This window comes from Pseudoalteromonas sp. TB51 (genome assembly GCF_000498055.1).
Taxonomy (GTDB): domain Bacteria; phylum Pseudomonadota; class Gammaproteobacteria; order Enterobacterales; family Alteromonadaceae; genus Pseudoalteromonas; species Pseudoalteromonas atlantica.
Window position 1 is genome coordinate 13,917 of the sequence record NZ_AUTO01000315.1, and the last position, 15,318, is coordinate 29,234.

A 15,318-nucleotide genomic window follows, 5' to 3' on the forward strand; every position below is an offset into this window, starting at 1 on the left:
ATTTATGCATACCATAGAATGTTAGGTCAATGTTTATACAAGTAATATTTTGTATGCTATAACGCCTTTGCGTATAAAACGGCATCCAAATCGCCTTGTTCATCAGTGTGTATATAGTTTTTGACCCAGGTAAACCCCAGCTTTTGCATGACGCTAATTGAGGCTTTATTATCGGCCAGTGCCATTGCTGATAGTGTTTTTATCTCTGGCTGCATTTTTAANTAGCCGCTTCCGTTGCATAACCCTGACCCCAACTAGATTGCTTAAAGCGCCACCCTATTTCAATATTTGTAAAATCGGGAGTTTGAGTAAAAAAGTGCATAGGCCTAATCAGCACCCACCCTATAAAAAAGTCCTCTTTTTTAAGGGTGATTTTCCACAGCCCCCAGCCTTTGTTTGCATTTTTATAGGCGAGCATTCTGGGGATCCCTATTTCTTTAATTTGTTTTAATGTCGAAGGCGTTCCTCGGTTTATGTATTTCATTACCGCGGGGTCTTGATCTAGTTCATGCAGCAGCGGCCAATCGTGTTCATTCATTAATTTGAAATTTAAGCGTGTTGTTACAGGTGTGTTCATCTTCGCTGTTCTATTATTAAGTGGAATTAATTATTTGTCTCTAAGGAGAGATAGCACATGAACAAATTAGCAGGTTTAGCTTTATTAGGCACTTTAATTACACTAACGGGCTGTGAAGATGCTCAGGAAGTACAAGAAGATGCAAAAGATAAAAGCGCGCAAATGCAAGAGCAGCTTGGTGATACATGGAACGATGTAAAAGATAAAGCCACAGAGCTTAAAAATGATGAGTCATTAAATGAGCTGCTTGAACAAAGTAAAGCAATGGGCTTAGACATGTACGACGATGGCAAAGAGATTGCCGTTGATGCATGGATAAAAAGCAAAGAAGCAGCGGGTGAATTAACCGAAAAAACAAAGCAAAAAGCGCAAGAAATTGCCGAAGAAATTGAAGAAGCGCGTGAAGAACATGCTGAAAAACAGTAATATTATTGATACTAATTCATTTAATTAAGTAATTTTCTTTGGGGTAAAAACATTGTTTAGTAAGTAAAAAATTGCTATTTAGGTGTTCTTAACAAGCGTTTTAACGCACTTAGCGTGAGGCTTAGCCCCTTAAAATACTTAATTATTATTGCTGATTAGTATTAAATAGTATTTACAAAAAAAGGCTGCAAATAACATTATTTGCAGCCTTTTTATTTATGCGCTTATTACTATAATTAAATTGCTTCTTCGTCTTCTTCTGCGGTGCGTATACGTACCACACGCTCAACATCTGTGACAAATATTTTACCATCACCAATTTTGCCTGTTTGCGCTGTTTTTACTATTACTTCTATAGCGCGTTCAACATCTTCATCGGTTAGCACAATATCAAGTTTTACCTTAGGTAAAAAATCCACCATGTACTCAGCGCCACGGTAAAGTTCTGTGTGACCTTTTTGACGACCAAAACCTTTTACTTCACTTACAGTCATACCCGTGATACCTACATCTGATAGGGCTTCGCGTACGTCGTCTAACTTAAACGGTTTGATGATTGCTTCTATTTTTTTCATGCTCACTACTTATTAAAGCTTTAGTTGCCTCGATTTTAGACAATCATGGAGTTCATAGCAAACAAAGCAATTGAATTCGATGATAAAACAACCAAGCGTGGTATAATTACTTATAAGTCTGAATTATAAATCTTTCTCAACTAGCTATAATAATAACAAATGTAGTAGGTATAAATAATATGAAAAAATTCCAAACCGGTTTAACTTTATTAGAGCTCATGGTGGCAGTAGCCATAGTCGGTATTATCGCCTCAATAGCTCTTTGGGACAGTAGCGATATGCTTGAAGAAAACCGCGCTGAGAACTTCTTGCTTGAACTAAAGCGCAATATTAGCTTTGCTCGCTCACAAGCTGCAAGTACAGATGAAATTGTTGTTTTGTGCCCTACTGGCCAAGGTAAAATTAAAAACAGCAGAGACACTTTCAACTGCAACAAAAAGTGGGACGAGAATAAAATTATAGTTGTATTTATCGATGTAGATAACGATGGGCACTATAACGGCGCTTCCGATACACTGCTTAGAGTCATGGAAGAAATATCAGATAACGACAAGTTAACCTTTACAGGAAATGAGCGTCGTTTGCGTTTTAATACCAGTGGACGAATTACCACAAACCCAGGTGACTTTGTTTTTTGCCCCAATGGTGGCACTGAAAATAATAAAGCGCTTACTTTATCTCAATCAGGTACTGCTTTTTATGCCGGTGACAGCGCACTTAAATGCGGTTAAAAAACACACAATTTAAGTTGTCATATTTTTATCATTTACTACACTGAGCTAATACATTTTTTGACTCAGGGCTTCAGGGATGAGGTTATCTACCCAAACTCAGGCTGGCTATACGCTTTTAGAATTAATGGCATCTATTGCTATTGTGAGTATTGTTAGCCAAATTTCTCTATCGGTTTTTCCTGACTTTTTAGCGAAAAACAGAGCCGACAATCATGTTAATTTGCTGCACAGAAACATTAATTATGGCCGCCTTTACGCCATTGAAAATGGCACTTATGTTACTTTGTGTGCTTTAAAAGATAATCAATGCACTAAAGATGAGTGGGATGGGCAAATGTCGCTGTTTATTGATAACGACAAGTCTACGTCATTAGACACCGACGACTTATTAATAAGCACATTTGAAAAAATCCATGATGCAGATTCTATGCAATACCCCCGAAGTGCAATTACCTTTCGGCCCGATGGCTCTTTAAATGGTTTTCAAAATGGAACATTTATATATTGCCCAAATAAAGATAAAGCCAACCTTGAGGGGCTGGCTTTATCTGTCAGTCAAACAGGCCGTATACGAATTAAATCAACCGACAAATGTCAGAACGACTAGTTAACCCGATTAAGTTAACGTCCCCAGCAATACTCAACATCTGAATTACCTTTACTGCCTTTAGCGCCTTTATAGCCTGTGTCAGTAATTGTAATTTGCGTGCAGTCACCGTCGCCTTTTACAGCACCCGCAATAGGTTTTGCAGTAATTGTAAACGTATTATCGTCATCATCCACATCAATCGACAGCTCAAAATGGCCGTTTTCTGTGGTCTCTTGTATACCTAAGTCTGAGAATGTCTCTGTGTACTCACGATTATCTACGAAGTACTGCTCTTGTTTGTTTGCAGCGTCTAAAAGCGCCGCTGCGGCCTCGGCCCGAGAAGAGCGTTTTACATACTCAGTATAATTAGGCAGTGCTATTGAGGCTAAAATACCTACAATAGCTACGGCTATCATTAACTCTATCAACGTGAATCCGCGTGCTTGTTTATTCATTAATATTCCTTAATCATCAATTTCATCATTTTCTTCACGTTTATAAATATAGGTTTGTTGGGTTTTAAAGCCAAACCCTACACTATCATCGTCATTCACTAATTGTACGGTACCATCTACAACCGTTAAGCCTGGGCCCATTATTTCTACTGGCTTCATTGGGTTTTGTGCATCTTCGCCTTTTATTCCCGGCCCAATTAGGTAAAATTGGCTTTCTTCGGTCACTTCAATGGTTGGGTTATCATCACAAAAGCCGTCGCCATTTCCATCGGCACAAGAGGGGCCTTCACCAAAGTACAATTGTGGTGTATCAGGTACATCATAGCTAGTGGTAAACTTTAAGTCGTCATATACCTTGGTGCCATAATGTAAATGGAACGCATACAACGAGCCGCCACCGCCACTTAACGAACATTGGTTCTCTGTAGAGGTTTCTGATGATGGAGTAAAGCTTGTATAGTAAGCGACACCGCCCACCACTGTGGCTGCTGCTAAAGATTTTTCACCGGTGCCTAATTCATAGCGCCAGCCTTTAAATTTAGCTAAATCGACTTCTAAATCAACAAACTCATCTACATCATCAAGAGCATTACCAAACGGGTCGCTGTTCATTAGCATTAAATCTGCTGGTTTAATCGCTGTAGGGGCGCTAGTGAATGACTGAGTTACTGTATTTTCATCTCTTATCATAAACAGCTGATCGTCTTCATTTGTACCTGTTGGTTTTGAGCGATTTCCGCTGCCTATTACAATAGCGTCATACGGCGTATCTAAACGTGTAATCACTGTTTCACCATTAATCGTTGTTTCACTTACTTTGCTATAAAGTGTACGCGCAACCAACGGCTGGTAAAAAAAGCGGCGGTCTTGGCTTGCTAAACTGCTACCTAGCTCTGCAAGTTTAAAGTGCGTAAAATTACTGGTGCTTGTGCCTGGCATGTCTATACGCCAAATATCGCCCCCGGTATCGGCAGCATAAATTCTGTCAATGTAACCATCGTAATCTGAATCAAGCGTAGAAACATTTGCTGCAATCGAGTGCTTACCTTTAAATCCATTTTCGTTTGGCGTTAAAGCCCATACTTTTTTACCTGTTTCAGCTTCTACTATATAAATACCGCGACCAACAGAGTCTTCACTTCTTACCACGGCATCTTTATTTGTATCGTACCCTGCACCAAAAACGAGTAATGGCTTATCACCAAATGCTTTTATGTACGCTATTTGGGGTTTTGACCACGTTTGAGCTAGCTCTTTAAAATCGCCAGTCCCCCCTTCTATAGGGTTATCCCATAGTTTTTTAGGCTGATCGGGGTTAGTAATATCAAAGGCGTAATAGTTTTTTCCACCACGGCGCATACCTGCAAATGCCCACACGTCATCACCATCGCTTGCATCAACAATACCATCGTTAATGCCTTCGTCATTTAAGCTTTTATCACTAAAGTAAACACTGATTGGGCCGTCCATCCCGTAGAGTTTACCGGTGTCCTCATTGCGTAAAGGCTGAATAATATCGTAAAGATCAGAAGGAATGAACGCCCAGCTTTCGCTCACTTGGTTATTGGTATCATCGTCTTTAAACATATGTAAAAAGCCGGCATTAGTACCAATCAATATACGTATGTCGTCATTGCCATAGTCGATTGCCACTGGCTTAGAATGTAAAGGGTCGCCAAAAATATCGCTGCGTTGATCGGTGTTTGAGCCATCGTTGTCTTCATCGTCAACATCTATCCCCATTGCCCATTTTATATCTGAACTAGCTAGGCTAATCGGGTTATTGGTGACTAAATCTAAAATATCGCTCACAATATTAGTAGTAAACTCAACTATATCGCCTTGCTTATCTGTATAGAGGTTGCGCCTGTCTTCAGCTGGAGTCCCCGTGAGTGTAGCTAAATGATAGTTTACACCCCCTTGTGCAACTAAGTTACCATCGGCAGACTGGCCATCTGGCAACCAAAATGTTTTAGCATCGGTGTCGATTAAACCATCAGAATCAAGCGCTGTATTATCTGCAGAGTCAACTATTTCGCTGCCTGATACTTTTAATTTTTTTAAATTCCCACCCCATCGGGTGTTTGTTTCTGGGTAAAACATGGCAAAGTAAATGGCATCACGGCTACGTGTTTGGTCTACGTTGTTACTTGCTACCGAAGGCGAAGAGAAGCTATCGTTTACTTCACGAATACGAGAAATAGCACTATTTAGCGAGTTAGAAAGCTCATCTGGGGTGCTTGCTGGTAAGTTTTCACCGCCACCCAATAAGGCTGCACGTCTTAAAAGTTCTTGCCCGCTTGCACTCATACCTGAACCAAAACCTATAGTGTATAAGCGGCCTGTTTCGTGGATATCGGCAGTGGCAGGATATAAATCAACGGTAACATCACTTGTACCATGAATAATTTTAGCCATTTGGTGTAAGTAGTTACTGTAATAACTATCGGTATTCCAGTTTAATGGCTCTCCAAAGTACTTTTCGTGTTCATCACTAATATCACTATCGCTGCCGTTATCATTAGAAGGGTCGCCATCAGTCATATAAATAATGTTGATTGAATTATCGCAACGAGCCGCTTCAGCTTCACTGTCTGCAAAGGGTGATATATAGGTGAATCTTGTTTCCGGCACATAAACCGTATTACAAACTTGTCGGCGATTCCACCAAGGCCCTTTCCAAACGCAAGACTGTTGCTCAACTTGGACAGTAGTACTGCTTTCAACACTTGTATCACGCTCTAGAGTTGTAACACCTTCTCCGTATTGAACCTCTTGACCAGTAATATACAAATATGCTTCCCAAAGTGTCTCTGTGAGTGGCGTCCCCCCATCTGCTGGTAAACCAGCAATAGAGCTACGCACTATGGATGAATCACTACCAACACCATTTACAACATACCCACCAGCTGAATTTCTTTCAAAGCGCATTAGGCCAAAATCAATAGAGTCTTCGTTATCTGATACCACTTTATTCATGGCAAATTGCGCAGCAGCAAGACGGCTATCTATACATAAGTTATATAAGCCTAAAAAGTTATTAAAACCACAGTTATTACCATTAGAGGATGAAAACGCCATACTGCCTGATGTATCAAATATGAGTAAAACCCTTGGTTTCTCATCTAAATCTAAATCATGATTGACATAAAGCTCTATATCTTCAGCAACTACTGAGGCGCTCAGTGCTAAACCAAGTAAAGAGACCAATGGCTTATTAAGATTAAATTTCATTCTAAATCCCCTTACTTATACTGGCCATTTCTTGAGCTACACCTGTTACAATTGTAAGTTCGTGCTTTGCTTTAGAGCCATATTGAATAGTGGTAGAAACTTGCAGCATGTTACACGATATACCGGCAGTAAAATTAAATCGCCGTGGGCATTCTAAATCAAGCGCCCCCTGATTTAGGTTTACCATTTTGCTTTGCATATCGTCGTGCGTGGCTATTACCATCCCTTCATCATCTGCGCCTGCATGAGTTGATACTTCATCTGGCGTTAAAAAAAACTGGTTTGCCGCACCTTTGCTTGCCTCATCAGAAATCATTCGCTGTACTTCTCCAATAAGCTCATTTTCAGCGACTTCTCGCTCTTGAGCTGCATTGGTAATTTTTATATCTACACTACTGCTGCTCATTAATGTAACGGCAATTCCCGTTACAGCAATGACCATAATAAGGGCTGTAATAAGCACAACACCTTGTTGTTTATTTGCGTGTTTACTTAGATACGCCATAAATTTGCTCCCACGTTATTTAAACGAATTGTGGTGGTAAATACTGTTCTTCTGTAAGTATCGGTAAAAGTGAGCTCTCGGGAGTCTTCATCTTCACCTAAAATATATGTCTGATTTTTTATTTTAAGACCCGGATCTGGCTGCAATGCTCTAACTAATAAAAAAACCTGCACTGTTAGAATACTTTTGCGGTTTTCCCAGTCAGAGTGCTGCATGTCCTCAATACTTCGGTACGAATCAACACGGCTATCACTGTCTGTATCTAAACCAAATACAAAGCGCATGTTTTCAACGCCCTCCATTATGGTTTCGGCCTTCATGTTGGCGCCATTTAAGCGTTTACGCATTAATGCTGGTACTGTAAGGCTTTTATTATTTACCGTATAAGTTTGCTCTGCGAGGTAATAAACATGATGGCTATAAGGCCACACCGTGGCATTAACGTTTAAACTACCCGCAGCTACAACGCCTCGGGTAAATTCTGCGCTTTCTTGCTCAGCTATAAAATAGTTTTCATCCGCTTGTGTTTCATTAGTGGCGCCATCTACCGTGAGCTGCTCACCTTGTAAAAACTTGATTTGTAAAATGTCAGTTCCTGCAATTGGCTTACTTATACAGTTAAGCTCACTTGTTGAACTGGCCTCTTTTGCATAAATAGTTCTGAAATTGCTAGAGGATGCTAAATCTGGAAAGCTGCCGTTATTAAGCCCTTCAAAGCAATCACCACCAGGGTTAGCTAACGTTTGTGTGTTTGCTGCAGTAAACGAATCATCATAATAAGTTCCCCAAAAGCCTACCTGTTCTATATCACGCTGCATAATATTAATGGCTAAGCGGCCTGACTCTTGTAACTCGCCTATTGTCATTGTGTCTTTTGTGGTTACTTTCATACCAATATAGGTAAACATCACCCCACCTAAAATAAGCCCACCAATAAATAATGAAATCATCATTTCTATTAGTGTAAAACCTTTTTCTCTCATGTTAGCTCCTTAGGTATATATAGCTATTTAATGCAACCAAACGGCGTTTTTTATCGTCAGTACCGCATTTAAGTGCTTTGGTTTCATCATTGGCATTAAACTCTTGGCGGCCTTGCCAAGACANCCTGCTGCAGCCGTAGGGTTTATACATACAGTGGCATCATCGAGAGAGCCGGTGTTTTCGCGTGCACGAATGGCGCGTTTCCACTGCTGTAAATCAAGGGCTGCAACTTGCGCTGCAGTGCATGACCCACTAAAACAAGCCGTAGAGGTAGACGTTGATGTTTTACTGGTGAAAGTTTGCGTATATAAAGTAACTAGCTGTGCGGTATCATTTGCTCTAATGCGCTGAATAATATCATTTCCTAACGCCACCGCGGCTGCGCGCTGCATAGAGTCAAAGCTTGCCTGCTTAGCTTTAGCTTGCAGTGCAACAGCGCCTAATAAGCCAAAGCTTAAAATAATAAACGCAATCAGCACTTCAATTAAGGTAAAGCCTTTTTGAGGTTTTTTGTGAGGTGAATGCATAGTAAAAACCAAATAAATTTTATCTGATTATAAGTTTATGCATTGAAAATGTAGATGCAATATATACTAGGACAAGCGGTTAAATTTGTTGATAAACGGTTAACAGCATTACACCAATTGAGCTTTGATGATTAAAGTTACTCTATCTGGAGGCGATTTAACTCCAGCGCAATGCTGCTAATTTAGTGGGCTCAATAGCGGCCTCTGCCTTACTTAAAAAGCCAAGCAACCTACTACAAATTCAACCTAAAATATAACAGGCTCTAACATAGCGCATTTTTTACTGTTTTTAGCTCTCGCCTACTTACGCTTAATTGCTCCTTACATCCGGCTAGTTCTACGCTATGTACACCAGGGCTTTGAGTATGCAAGGCAACAAGCTTTTGTTTGTTTATGAGCGTGTTTCTGTGAATACGCAATAATTGCGTTGGGAAGCGTTGCTCAAGTTGTTTTAAGCTTTGTTCAATTAGGGCCTCGCCCTTTTTAAATACCATATTGGTGTATTTTTCTTGGGCATTAAAGTAATACACTTGATCAAGTTCAATACTTTTTATTGTGCCACCAAGCTGATAACTAATTTTTGTAGATTGCTGCTTTTGCATATGCGCTTTATTTAAACGCCCTACTTGCGCTAACACTTTATTTAATGCCTGTTCAGTAACTGGTTTTACTAAGTATCCTGCGGCACTGAGCTGTAGCGCATCAAGTGCATGCTCGGGGTAAGCCGTTACAAATACTATTGCCGGTGGCACGCTCAGCGTATTTAGTTGCTGTGCTACTTCTAGGCCATTAATACCCGGCATATCTATGTCTAAAAAAACCAAATCGGGATGAACCTGCTTGATAATGGCAAGCCCCTGCGCGCCGTTATCACCTTCGCCTTTAACGAAAATATGCTCGTTGTGCTGCAGTAGCCGCTTTATTCTAGCGCGAGCTAGTGGTTCATCATCAATAATTACAACATTCATTGGGGGTTCTCAAACTGCTTAGGGATCACCACTTTTACTCTAAATACATCCTCTTTTTGTGTGATCGTTAGTTGTGCTTTTTCTTTGTAATATATAAACAATCGCTGGCGAATATTTTCAAGTGCCATGCCGTTATTTGGTCTTTTTAAAGCCTCATTATGAGTGATAGGGTTAGAAACAATCAATGTTAAATACCCTGTTGTGACGTGTAGCTCTACACTAATAACGGCCCCTGTTTCACTGGGCTCTACCCCATGGCATACCGCATTTTCTATTAACGGCTGAAGGGTTAAGCACGGAATACTAATATCTGGTAAATCAGCAGGCACTTGCCAATTAAGCTTTAAACGGTTGCCAAAGCGCCAAGTTTCCAGCGCAACATATTGTTTTGATAAGGTCAGCTCATCTTCGAGAGAAACGCGCTGCCCCGAGCGCATAGCCGCTTGCGACAGCGCCGCAAGCGCAAGTATTGCTTGCTCTGCAGCATCGGCATCATGATGTGTTAGCTCGGCGGCGGTATTAAGGCTATTGTACAAAAAATGAGGGCGAATTCTGGCTTGCAAAGCATCAAGCTCCGCGCGGGAGAGCGCTTTTGTTTGCTGCTCTTTTTCAAAATAAATCAGTAAAAACTGTACAAATAAAGCCGTGATCAAAAAAACAATTAAGCAATTTCGTAATACAAAATAAATACTCGTTTCATTATTTGTAAAATCTAAAAAATAGCGGGCACACAGCACACTAAATAAAGCGGTACTGACTAAAAAGGAAATAAAAAAAGCAAAAAGTTGGGTGGTTTGCGGCTTTCTTTGTAAAACACCCCGAAAAGAGTATAAAGCAGAAATACTAACCAAAACGGTCAAATGAGAAAATAAACTAATTACGCCAAGGCTTTGCCAGCTATCCCCCTCAACAAAAGGAGCAAACGCTAAGATGGTAGCTACAACTTGGGTAACAATAAGCGTGGCAAGTACCCCGCGCTCATTAAAAAGAGCCGAAAAAAGCAATGTTTCACCTTGCGGCAACTTGCTCATAACGGCTCTCCTTGTAATCTAAATAATTAATTTATATAGATTAACGCAGCTCAACAGGAACGGCAAATACGATATTCTCTTCTTCACCTGGGTTTTCAACTACCTGCTTGCCGCCTAGCTCTTTTAAGCGTGCAATAACTTGCTGTACAAGCACTTCTGGCGCAGAAGCCCCCGCAGTTACTCCCACAGCGTTAGTTTCGCCAAACCACTGTGCTTCAACATTTGTTGCATCATCGATTAAATAAGCGGTTGTGCCCATTTTATCTGCAAGTTCACGTAAACGGTTAGAGTTAGAGCTGTTTTTTGCCCCCACAACTAATAGCACATCTACTTTGTCTGCTAAATCACGCACAGCATCTTGACGGTTTTGTGTCGCATAGCAAATGTCATCTTTGCGCGGGCCATCAATTGCTGGGAATTTTTCGCGCAGCGCATCAATTACATCTGCAGTGTCATCTACTGAGAGCGTTGTTTGGCTACAATAAAATAGGTTATCAGCATTTTTAACGTTAAGTTTGGCAACATCTTCTGCGGTTTCTACAAGGTAAATACCACCGTCGTTATTGTCATACTGCCCCATAGTACCCTCAACTTCTGGGTGACCATGGTGACCAATTAAAATACACTCAATACCTTTACGGCTCGCTCGCGTTACTTCCATATGCACTTTAGTAACTAATGGGCATGTTGCGTCAAACACTTTTAAATCGCGGCGTTTAGCTTCTGAGCGTACCGCTTGCGATACACCGTGGGCGCTAAAAATAACAATGCTGTCATCAGGTACTTGGTCTAGCTCTTCAACAAATACGGCACCACGGTTTTTTAAACCATCTACTACGTAGCGGTTATGAACGACCTCGTGGCGTACGTAAATTGGCTTTTCAAAAATATCTAAAGCGCGCTCTACTATGCTAATTGCACGGTCTACCCCTGCACAAAAGCCTCGCGGGTTCGCTAATAAAATATCCATTAGCCTTGCACCTCAATAATATCTACTTCAAACGTTAAACGTTGGCCTGCTAACGGATGATTAAAATCTATAGTAACGGACTCACCTTGTACTTCGCGAACCAGTCCTGGCAGCTCAGTACCATCTGGCTGAGTAAAGGCAATAATTGCGCCGACTTTAGCTGGCGTTTCTGCACCAAATTTACTGCGTTCTACATAGTAAATATTATCTGGATTAGGTTGGCCAAAGGCGTCTTCTGGTTCTAACTCAAACGTTTTGCTTTCGCCTGCACTTAAACCTAGTAAGCACTTTTCAAAATTAGCCGTTAAGCTGCCATCACCCATCGTTAACTTGGCTGGTTTATTATGCACCTTGGTTGAGTCTGCGGCAGAGCCATCTTCTAGTTTAATAGAAAAGTGAAAAATAACCTCTGAGTTTTCACCAATTACAGCTTGGCTCATGCTTTATGCTCCTTCGGACTTTCGCCTGTAAAGGCATCAAATAATAATAATGCTGCACCAATACAAATTGCACAGTCGGCAATATTAAATACTGGAAAATGCGAGTTTTTATAAAACACATGTATAAAGTCAATTACATAACCATAAGCAACACGGTCATATAAATTACCAATAGCGCCAGCAAGCACTAACGCATAAGCACTACATAATATTTTATTTGTCGCTGGTAAACGCTTTAACCACCACACTAATAGCGCACTAATAGCAATGGCAATAAAACTTAAAAACCAACGTTGCCAGCCACCCGCTTCACTTAAAAAGCTGTAGGCCGCTCCATAGTTATGTACGTAGGTAATACTAAAAACAGGCAGTAAATTAATCGACTCTTGATAAGCCATGGTATTTACAACAAGTGTTTTAGTGGCAAAGTCTATTACAAGCAGTAATAGACTTAACCAAAGCCACACTAAACCACTTTTTTGGGCTAGTTTGCTCACTGAGTAAAGCTCCTAAGCGAATTGACGCTTTTCACCTTCGCCGTCAACATTGCTTACACAACGACCACAAATTTCAGGGTGTGCAGGCTCTGAACCTACATCATCGCTGTAATGCCAACAACGCTCACATTTAGTTGCATCTGTGGCTGCTACGCTAATGTACAAACCTTCAATTTCGGTTGTTTGTGTATCACTTGGCTGGCTATCTACTGCAGATACAGTGACCGCAGACGTTAGTAATACAAAACGTAGTTCATCACCTAATGCTGCTAACTTATCAGCCAGTGCTTTTTCGGCGTATAAGTTAACGCTTGCTTGTAACGTTGCGCCAATTACTTCTTCTTTACGGGCTGCTTCTAATACGCGGTTTACTTCGTCACGTACATTTAGAATCGCTTGCCAGTCATCGTTGCTAAATTGGCTGTTTGTCGGTGCGTGTAAACCGTCGTACCATACCGATGTAAATACGTAATCGCTACGCTCGCCCGGTAGTGCTTCCCAAATTTCTTGAGCTGTAAAGCTCATAATTGGTGCCATCCAACGAGTCATTGCTTCAGCAATATGATAAAGCGCAGTTTGACAAGAACGACGTGCATGACTGTCGCTTTTTGCTGTGTACTGGCGGTCTTTAATTACATCTAAGTAGAACGAACCAAGCTCACCTGTACAGAAGTTCATTAGCTTTTGCGTTACTAATAGCATTTGGTAGCTATCGTAAGCTGCTAAAATTTCTTCTTGTAATTGGGCTGCACGGCCAACAATCCACTTATCAAGCTCAACCATATCATCAACAGCAACTTGGTCTGTTTTTGGATCAAAACCACTTAGGTTAGCTAATAAGTAACGGCTANCCGTCATTTCGGCGGTGTAATCGGTAGAAGCTACCCATAAACGTAAAATGTCAGCGCCAAGTTTATTCATCACGTTTTGTGGTGAAATAACGTTACCTAACGACTTTGACATTTTGCGGCCGTTTTCATCTACGGTAAAGCCGTGCGTTAGTACTTGCTTGTAAGGTGCGTGACCGTTAATAGCAACTGAGGTCATCATTGATGACATAAACCAACCACGGTGTTGATCAGAACCTTCTAGGTATAAATCTGCTGGGCCAACTAACTCTTCTCGTGCATCAACAACACATGCATGTGTTACGCCCGAATCAAACCATACATCTAACGTATCTTGTACTTTCATGTATTGCTTGGCATCTTCTTCGCCTAACAAGGTGGCAGGCTCTAGGTCATACCATGCTTGAATGCCTGATTTTTCTACCAGCTCTGCAGCTTGCTCAATAAGCGCTTGCGTATTTGGATGTAAAGCACCAGTGTCTTTATCAACAAATAAGGCAATTGGCACACCCCAAGTACGTTGGCGTGAAATACACCAATCTGGGCGACCTTCAACCATGTTCGCAATGCGGCTTTCGCCCCACTCTGGCAACCATTGGGTGTTTTTAATTTCGCTCAACGAGTCTTGACGTAAGTTAGCCTGATCCATGCTTACAAACCACTGCGGTGTAGCACGGAAAATAATAGGCGTTTTGTGACGCCAACAATGCGGGTAGCTATGCGTAAGCGCATGATGATGCATTAAAGCACCGCGCTCTGTTAGTACGTCAATTACACTGGCATTAGCTTTAAATACATGCTGACCAGCAAATAATTCTGTATCAGGTAGGTAAACGCCATTCGCGCCCACAGGGTTTGCTACTTCAAGATTGTAATTTAAGCCTGCCGCGAAATCTTCTTGACCATGGCCTGGCGCGGTATGTACCACACCCGTACCTGAGTCAGTAGTAACATGGTCAGCTACAATTACCGGTACATCAAAATCGTAAAATGGGTGAGCAACGTGTAAGTTTTCAAGTGCTGCACCTTTAACATAACCTAGTACGTGGAAATGATTAAAGCCATAACGGTCCATTGCATCTTTAACAAGCTCTGAGCCTAAAATTAAACGTTGCTGTGAGCCTTCATCATCTACTTGTACTAAGGCGTACTCTAAATCTGCATGCACTGCTACCGCACGGTTAGCGGGTAAAGTCCACGGCGTTGTAGTCCAAATAACAGTACCTACACTGCCTTGGCCTTTATGGCCATCGGCTAAATCAAAGGCATTTACAACCGCGTCTTGATCTGCAAATGTAAAACGTACGTCAATCGCTGGAGATTGCTTATCTTGGTACTCTACTTCGGCCTCTGCTAATGCAGAGCCACAGTCTGTACACCAATGCACAGGCTTTGCACCTTTATGAAGGTGGCCATTTTTAATAATACGACCAAGCACGCGAATAGCGTTTGCTTCAAAGTCATAGTTCATTGTTAAGTAAGGTTTGTCCCAATCGCCAAACACACCTAAACGTTTAAAGTCTACTTTTTGACCTTCAACTTGCTTTTTAGCGTAAGCACGGCATTTTTCACGAAACTCGCTCGCGGTTACTTTAACGCCTGGCTTGCCTACTTTTTTCTCAACCATTAACTCAATTGGCAAACCATGACAGTCCCAACCAGGCACATAAGGTGCATCAAAGTCAGATAAAGTTTTAGACTTAACAATTATGTCTTTTAAAATTTTATTTACTGAGTGGCCTAAATGGATATCGCCGTTTGCATACGGAGGGCCGTCATGCAAAATAAAGGTCTTTTTACCTTTTTTAGCGCTGCGAATTTGACCGTACAGGTCGTCTTCATACCATGCTTTAAGCATTTTTGGTTCACGTTGTGCCAAATTGCCACGCATTGGAAACTGTGTTTCCGGTAAATTCAAAGTATGTTTGTAGTCGCTCATTAATCCTACTTTCCGTATC

General features: G+C 41.2%; 14 protein-coding genes and 2 pseudogenes. 3 read left to right on the forward strand and 13 right to left on the reverse strand.

Annotated elements, in window-relative coordinates; genetic code table 11:
• Positions 1-56: 56 nt before the first annotated feature.
• Positions 57-577, reverse strand: a pseudogene (locus tag L650_RS0119340) (GNAT family N-acetyltransferase).
• 57 nt (positions 578-634) lie between these two features.
• On the opposite strand from L650_RS0119340, the gene L650_RS0119345 reads away from it, so the two are divergent.
• A complete protein-coding gene (locus L650_RS0119345; RefSeq protein ID WP_024032265.1) occupies positions 635-1,003 on the forward strand; it encodes a hypothetical protein in 369 nt (122 codons plus the stop codon).
• 236 nt (positions 1,004-1,239) lie between these two features.
• On the opposite strand, the gene L650_RS0119350 is transcribed toward L650_RS0119345, so the two are convergent.
• Positions 1,240-1,578, reverse strand: a complete 339-nt coding sequence (locus L650_RS0119350) for a P-II family nitrogen regulator (RefSeq protein WP_004588371.1) — start codon at positions 1,576-1,578, stop codon at positions 1,240-1,242.
• Positions 1,579-1,757: 179 nt separating this feature from the next.
• Between L650_RS0119350 and L650_RS0119355 the strand changes: the two genes are divergently transcribed.
• Together L650_RS0119355 and L650_RS0119360 are read left to right on the forward strand one after the other, a co-directional pair.
• Positions 1,758-2,309: a GspH/FimT family pseudopilin gene (locus L650_RS0119355; RefSeq protein WP_029774106.1), complete on the forward strand. Its 552-nt coding sequence runs from the start codon at positions 1,758-1,760 to the stop codon at positions 2,307-2,309.
• Positions 2,310-2,388: 79 nt separating this feature from the next.
• Complete coding sequence (locus L650_RS0119360; protein WP_024032267.1) at positions 2,389-2,919, forward strand: GspH/FimT family pseudopilin; 531 nt, start codon at positions 2,389-2,391, stop codon at positions 2,917-2,919.
• 14 nt (positions 2,920-2,933) lie between these two features.
• Here L650_RS0119360 and L650_RS0119365 read toward each other — a convergent pair whose 3' ends face one another.
• The 11 genes and pseudogenes from L650_RS0119365 to ileS all read right to left on the reverse strand — a co-directional run bounded on the left by L650_RS0119365 (position 2,934) and on the right by ileS (position 15,299).
• Positions 2,934-3,356, reverse strand: a complete 423-nt coding sequence (locus tag L650_RS0119365; RefSeq protein WP_024032268.1) for a type IV pilin protein — start codon at positions 3,354-3,356, stop codon at positions 2,934-2,936.
• A 9-nt stretch (positions 3,357-3,365) separates the two neighbouring features.
• Positions 3,366-6,590 carry a PilC/PilY family type IV pilus protein gene (locus tag L650_RS0119370; protein ID WP_029774107.1) on the reverse strand — a complete coding sequence of 1,075 codons (3,225 nt, stop codon included), beginning with the start codon at positions 6,588-6,590 and terminating at the stop codon, positions 3,366-3,368.
• 1 nt (position 6,591) lies between these two features.
• On the reverse strand, positions 6,592-7,095 hold the full coding sequence (locus L650_RS0119375) for a hypothetical protein (RefSeq protein WP_029774108.1): 504 nt from the start codon (positions 7,093-7,095) through the stop codon (positions 6,592-6,594).
• Positions 7,083-8,078, reverse strand: a complete 996-nt coding sequence (locus tag L650_RS0119380; protein ID WP_029774109.1) for a PilW family protein — start codon at positions 8,076-8,078, stop codon at positions 7,083-7,085. Before L650_RS0119380 ends, L650_RS0119375 begins: the two co-directional genes overlap by 13 nt.
• A gap of 1 nt (position 8,079) precedes the next feature.
• Positions 8,080-8,606, reverse strand: a pseudogene (pilV, locus tag L650_RS0119385) (type IV pilus modification protein PilV).
• Between the two features lie 263 nt (positions 8,607-8,869).
• Positions 8,870-9,574 (reverse strand): LytR/AlgR family response regulator transcription factor, encoded by a 705-nt coding sequence (locus L650_RS0119390; RefSeq protein ID WP_029774110.1) that lies wholly within the window; start codon positions 9,572-9,574, stop codon positions 8,870-8,872.
• The gene (locus L650_RS0119395) at positions 9,571-10,605 is read right to left on the reverse strand and encodes a sensor histidine kinase (RefSeq protein WP_029774111.1); all 1,035 of its coding nucleotides are present in this window, start codon (positions 10,603-10,605) and stop codon (positions 9,571-9,573) included. The genes L650_RS0119390 and L650_RS0119395 overlap by 4 nt, the downstream gene beginning before the upstream one ends.
• 40 nt (positions 10,606-10,645) lie before the next feature.
• Positions 10,646-11,575, reverse strand: a complete 930-nt coding sequence (gene ispH, locus L650_RS0119400; protein WP_029774112.1) for a 4-hydroxy-3-methylbut-2-enyl diphosphate reductase — start codon at positions 11,573-11,575, stop codon at positions 10,646-10,648.
• Positions 11,575-12,015, reverse strand: coding sequence for an FKBP-type peptidyl-prolyl cis-trans isomerase (fkpB, locus tag L650_RS0119405; protein ID WP_004588360.1), 441 nt, complete (start codon positions 12,013-12,015; stop codon positions 11,575-11,577). Before fkpB ends, ispH begins: the two co-directional genes overlap by 1 nt.
• Positions 12,012-12,512: a signal peptidase II gene (lspA, locus tag L650_RS0119410; RefSeq protein ID WP_004588359.1), complete on the reverse strand. Its 501-nt coding sequence runs from the start codon at positions 12,510-12,512 to the stop codon at positions 12,012-12,014. The genes fkpB and lspA overlap by 4 nt, the downstream gene beginning before the upstream one ends.
• A gap of 12 nt (positions 12,513-12,524) precedes the next feature.
• Positions 12,525-15,299 carry an isoleucine--tRNA ligase gene (gene ileS / locus L650_RS0119415; RefSeq protein WP_029774113.1) on the reverse strand — a complete coding sequence of 925 codons (2,775 nt, stop codon included), beginning with the start codon at positions 15,297-15,299 and terminating at the stop codon, positions 12,525-12,527.
• Between the last annotated feature and the right edge of the window lie 19 nt (positions 15,300-15,318).

What these genes read in the sequence shown, in the direction of transcription:
- fkpB (WP_004588360.1), bottom strand. Translation starts at nt 12,015, where the DNA reads ATGAGCCAAGCTGTAATTGGTGAAAACTCAGAGGTTATTTTTCACTTT.
- L650_RS0119350 (WP_004588371.1), bottom strand. Translation starts at nt 1,578, where the DNA reads ATGAAAAAAATAGAAGCAATCATCAAACCGTTTAAGTTAGACGACGTA.
- L650_RS0119365 (WP_024032268.1), bottom strand. Translation starts at nt 3,356, where the DNA reads ATGAATAAACAAGCACGCGGATTCACGTTGATAGAGTTAATGATAGCC.
- L650_RS0119355 (WP_029774106.1), top strand. Translation starts at nt 1,758, where the DNA reads ATGAAAAAATTCCAAACCGGTTTAACTTTATTAGAGCTCATGGTGGCA.
- L650_RS0119345 (WP_024032265.1), top strand. Translation starts at nt 635, where the DNA reads ATGAACAAATTAGCAGGTTTAGCTTTATTAGGCACTTTAATTACACTA.
- L650_RS0119370 (WP_029774107.1), bottom strand. Translation starts at nt 6,590, where the DNA reads ATGAAATTTAATCTTAATAAGCCATTGGTCTCTTTACTTGGTTTAGCA.
- L650_RS0119395 (WP_029774111.1), bottom strand. Translation starts at nt 10,605, where the DNA reads ATGAGCAAGTTGCCGCAAGGTGAAACATTGCTTTTTTCGGCTCTTTTT.
- L650_RS0119375 (WP_029774108.1), bottom strand. Translation starts at nt 7,095, where the DNA reads ATGGCGTATCTAAGTAAACACGCAAATAAACAACAAGGTGTTGTGCTT.
- L650_RS0119390 (WP_029774110.1), bottom strand. Translation starts at nt 9,574, where the DNA reads ATGAATGTTGTAATTATTGATGATGAACCACTAGCTCGCGCTAGAATA.
- L650_RS0119380 (WP_029774109.1), bottom strand. Translation starts at nt 8,078, where the DNA reads ATGAGAGAAAAAGGTTTTACACTAATAGAAATGATGATTTCATTATTT.
- L650_RS0119360 (WP_024032267.1), top strand. Translation starts at nt 2,389, where the DNA reads ATGAGGTTATCTACCCAAACTCAGGCTGGCTATACGCTTTTAGAATTA.
- ispH (WP_029774112.1), bottom strand. Translation starts at nt 11,575, where the DNA reads ATGGATATTTTATTAGCGAACCCGCGAGGCTTTTGTGCAGGGGTAGAC.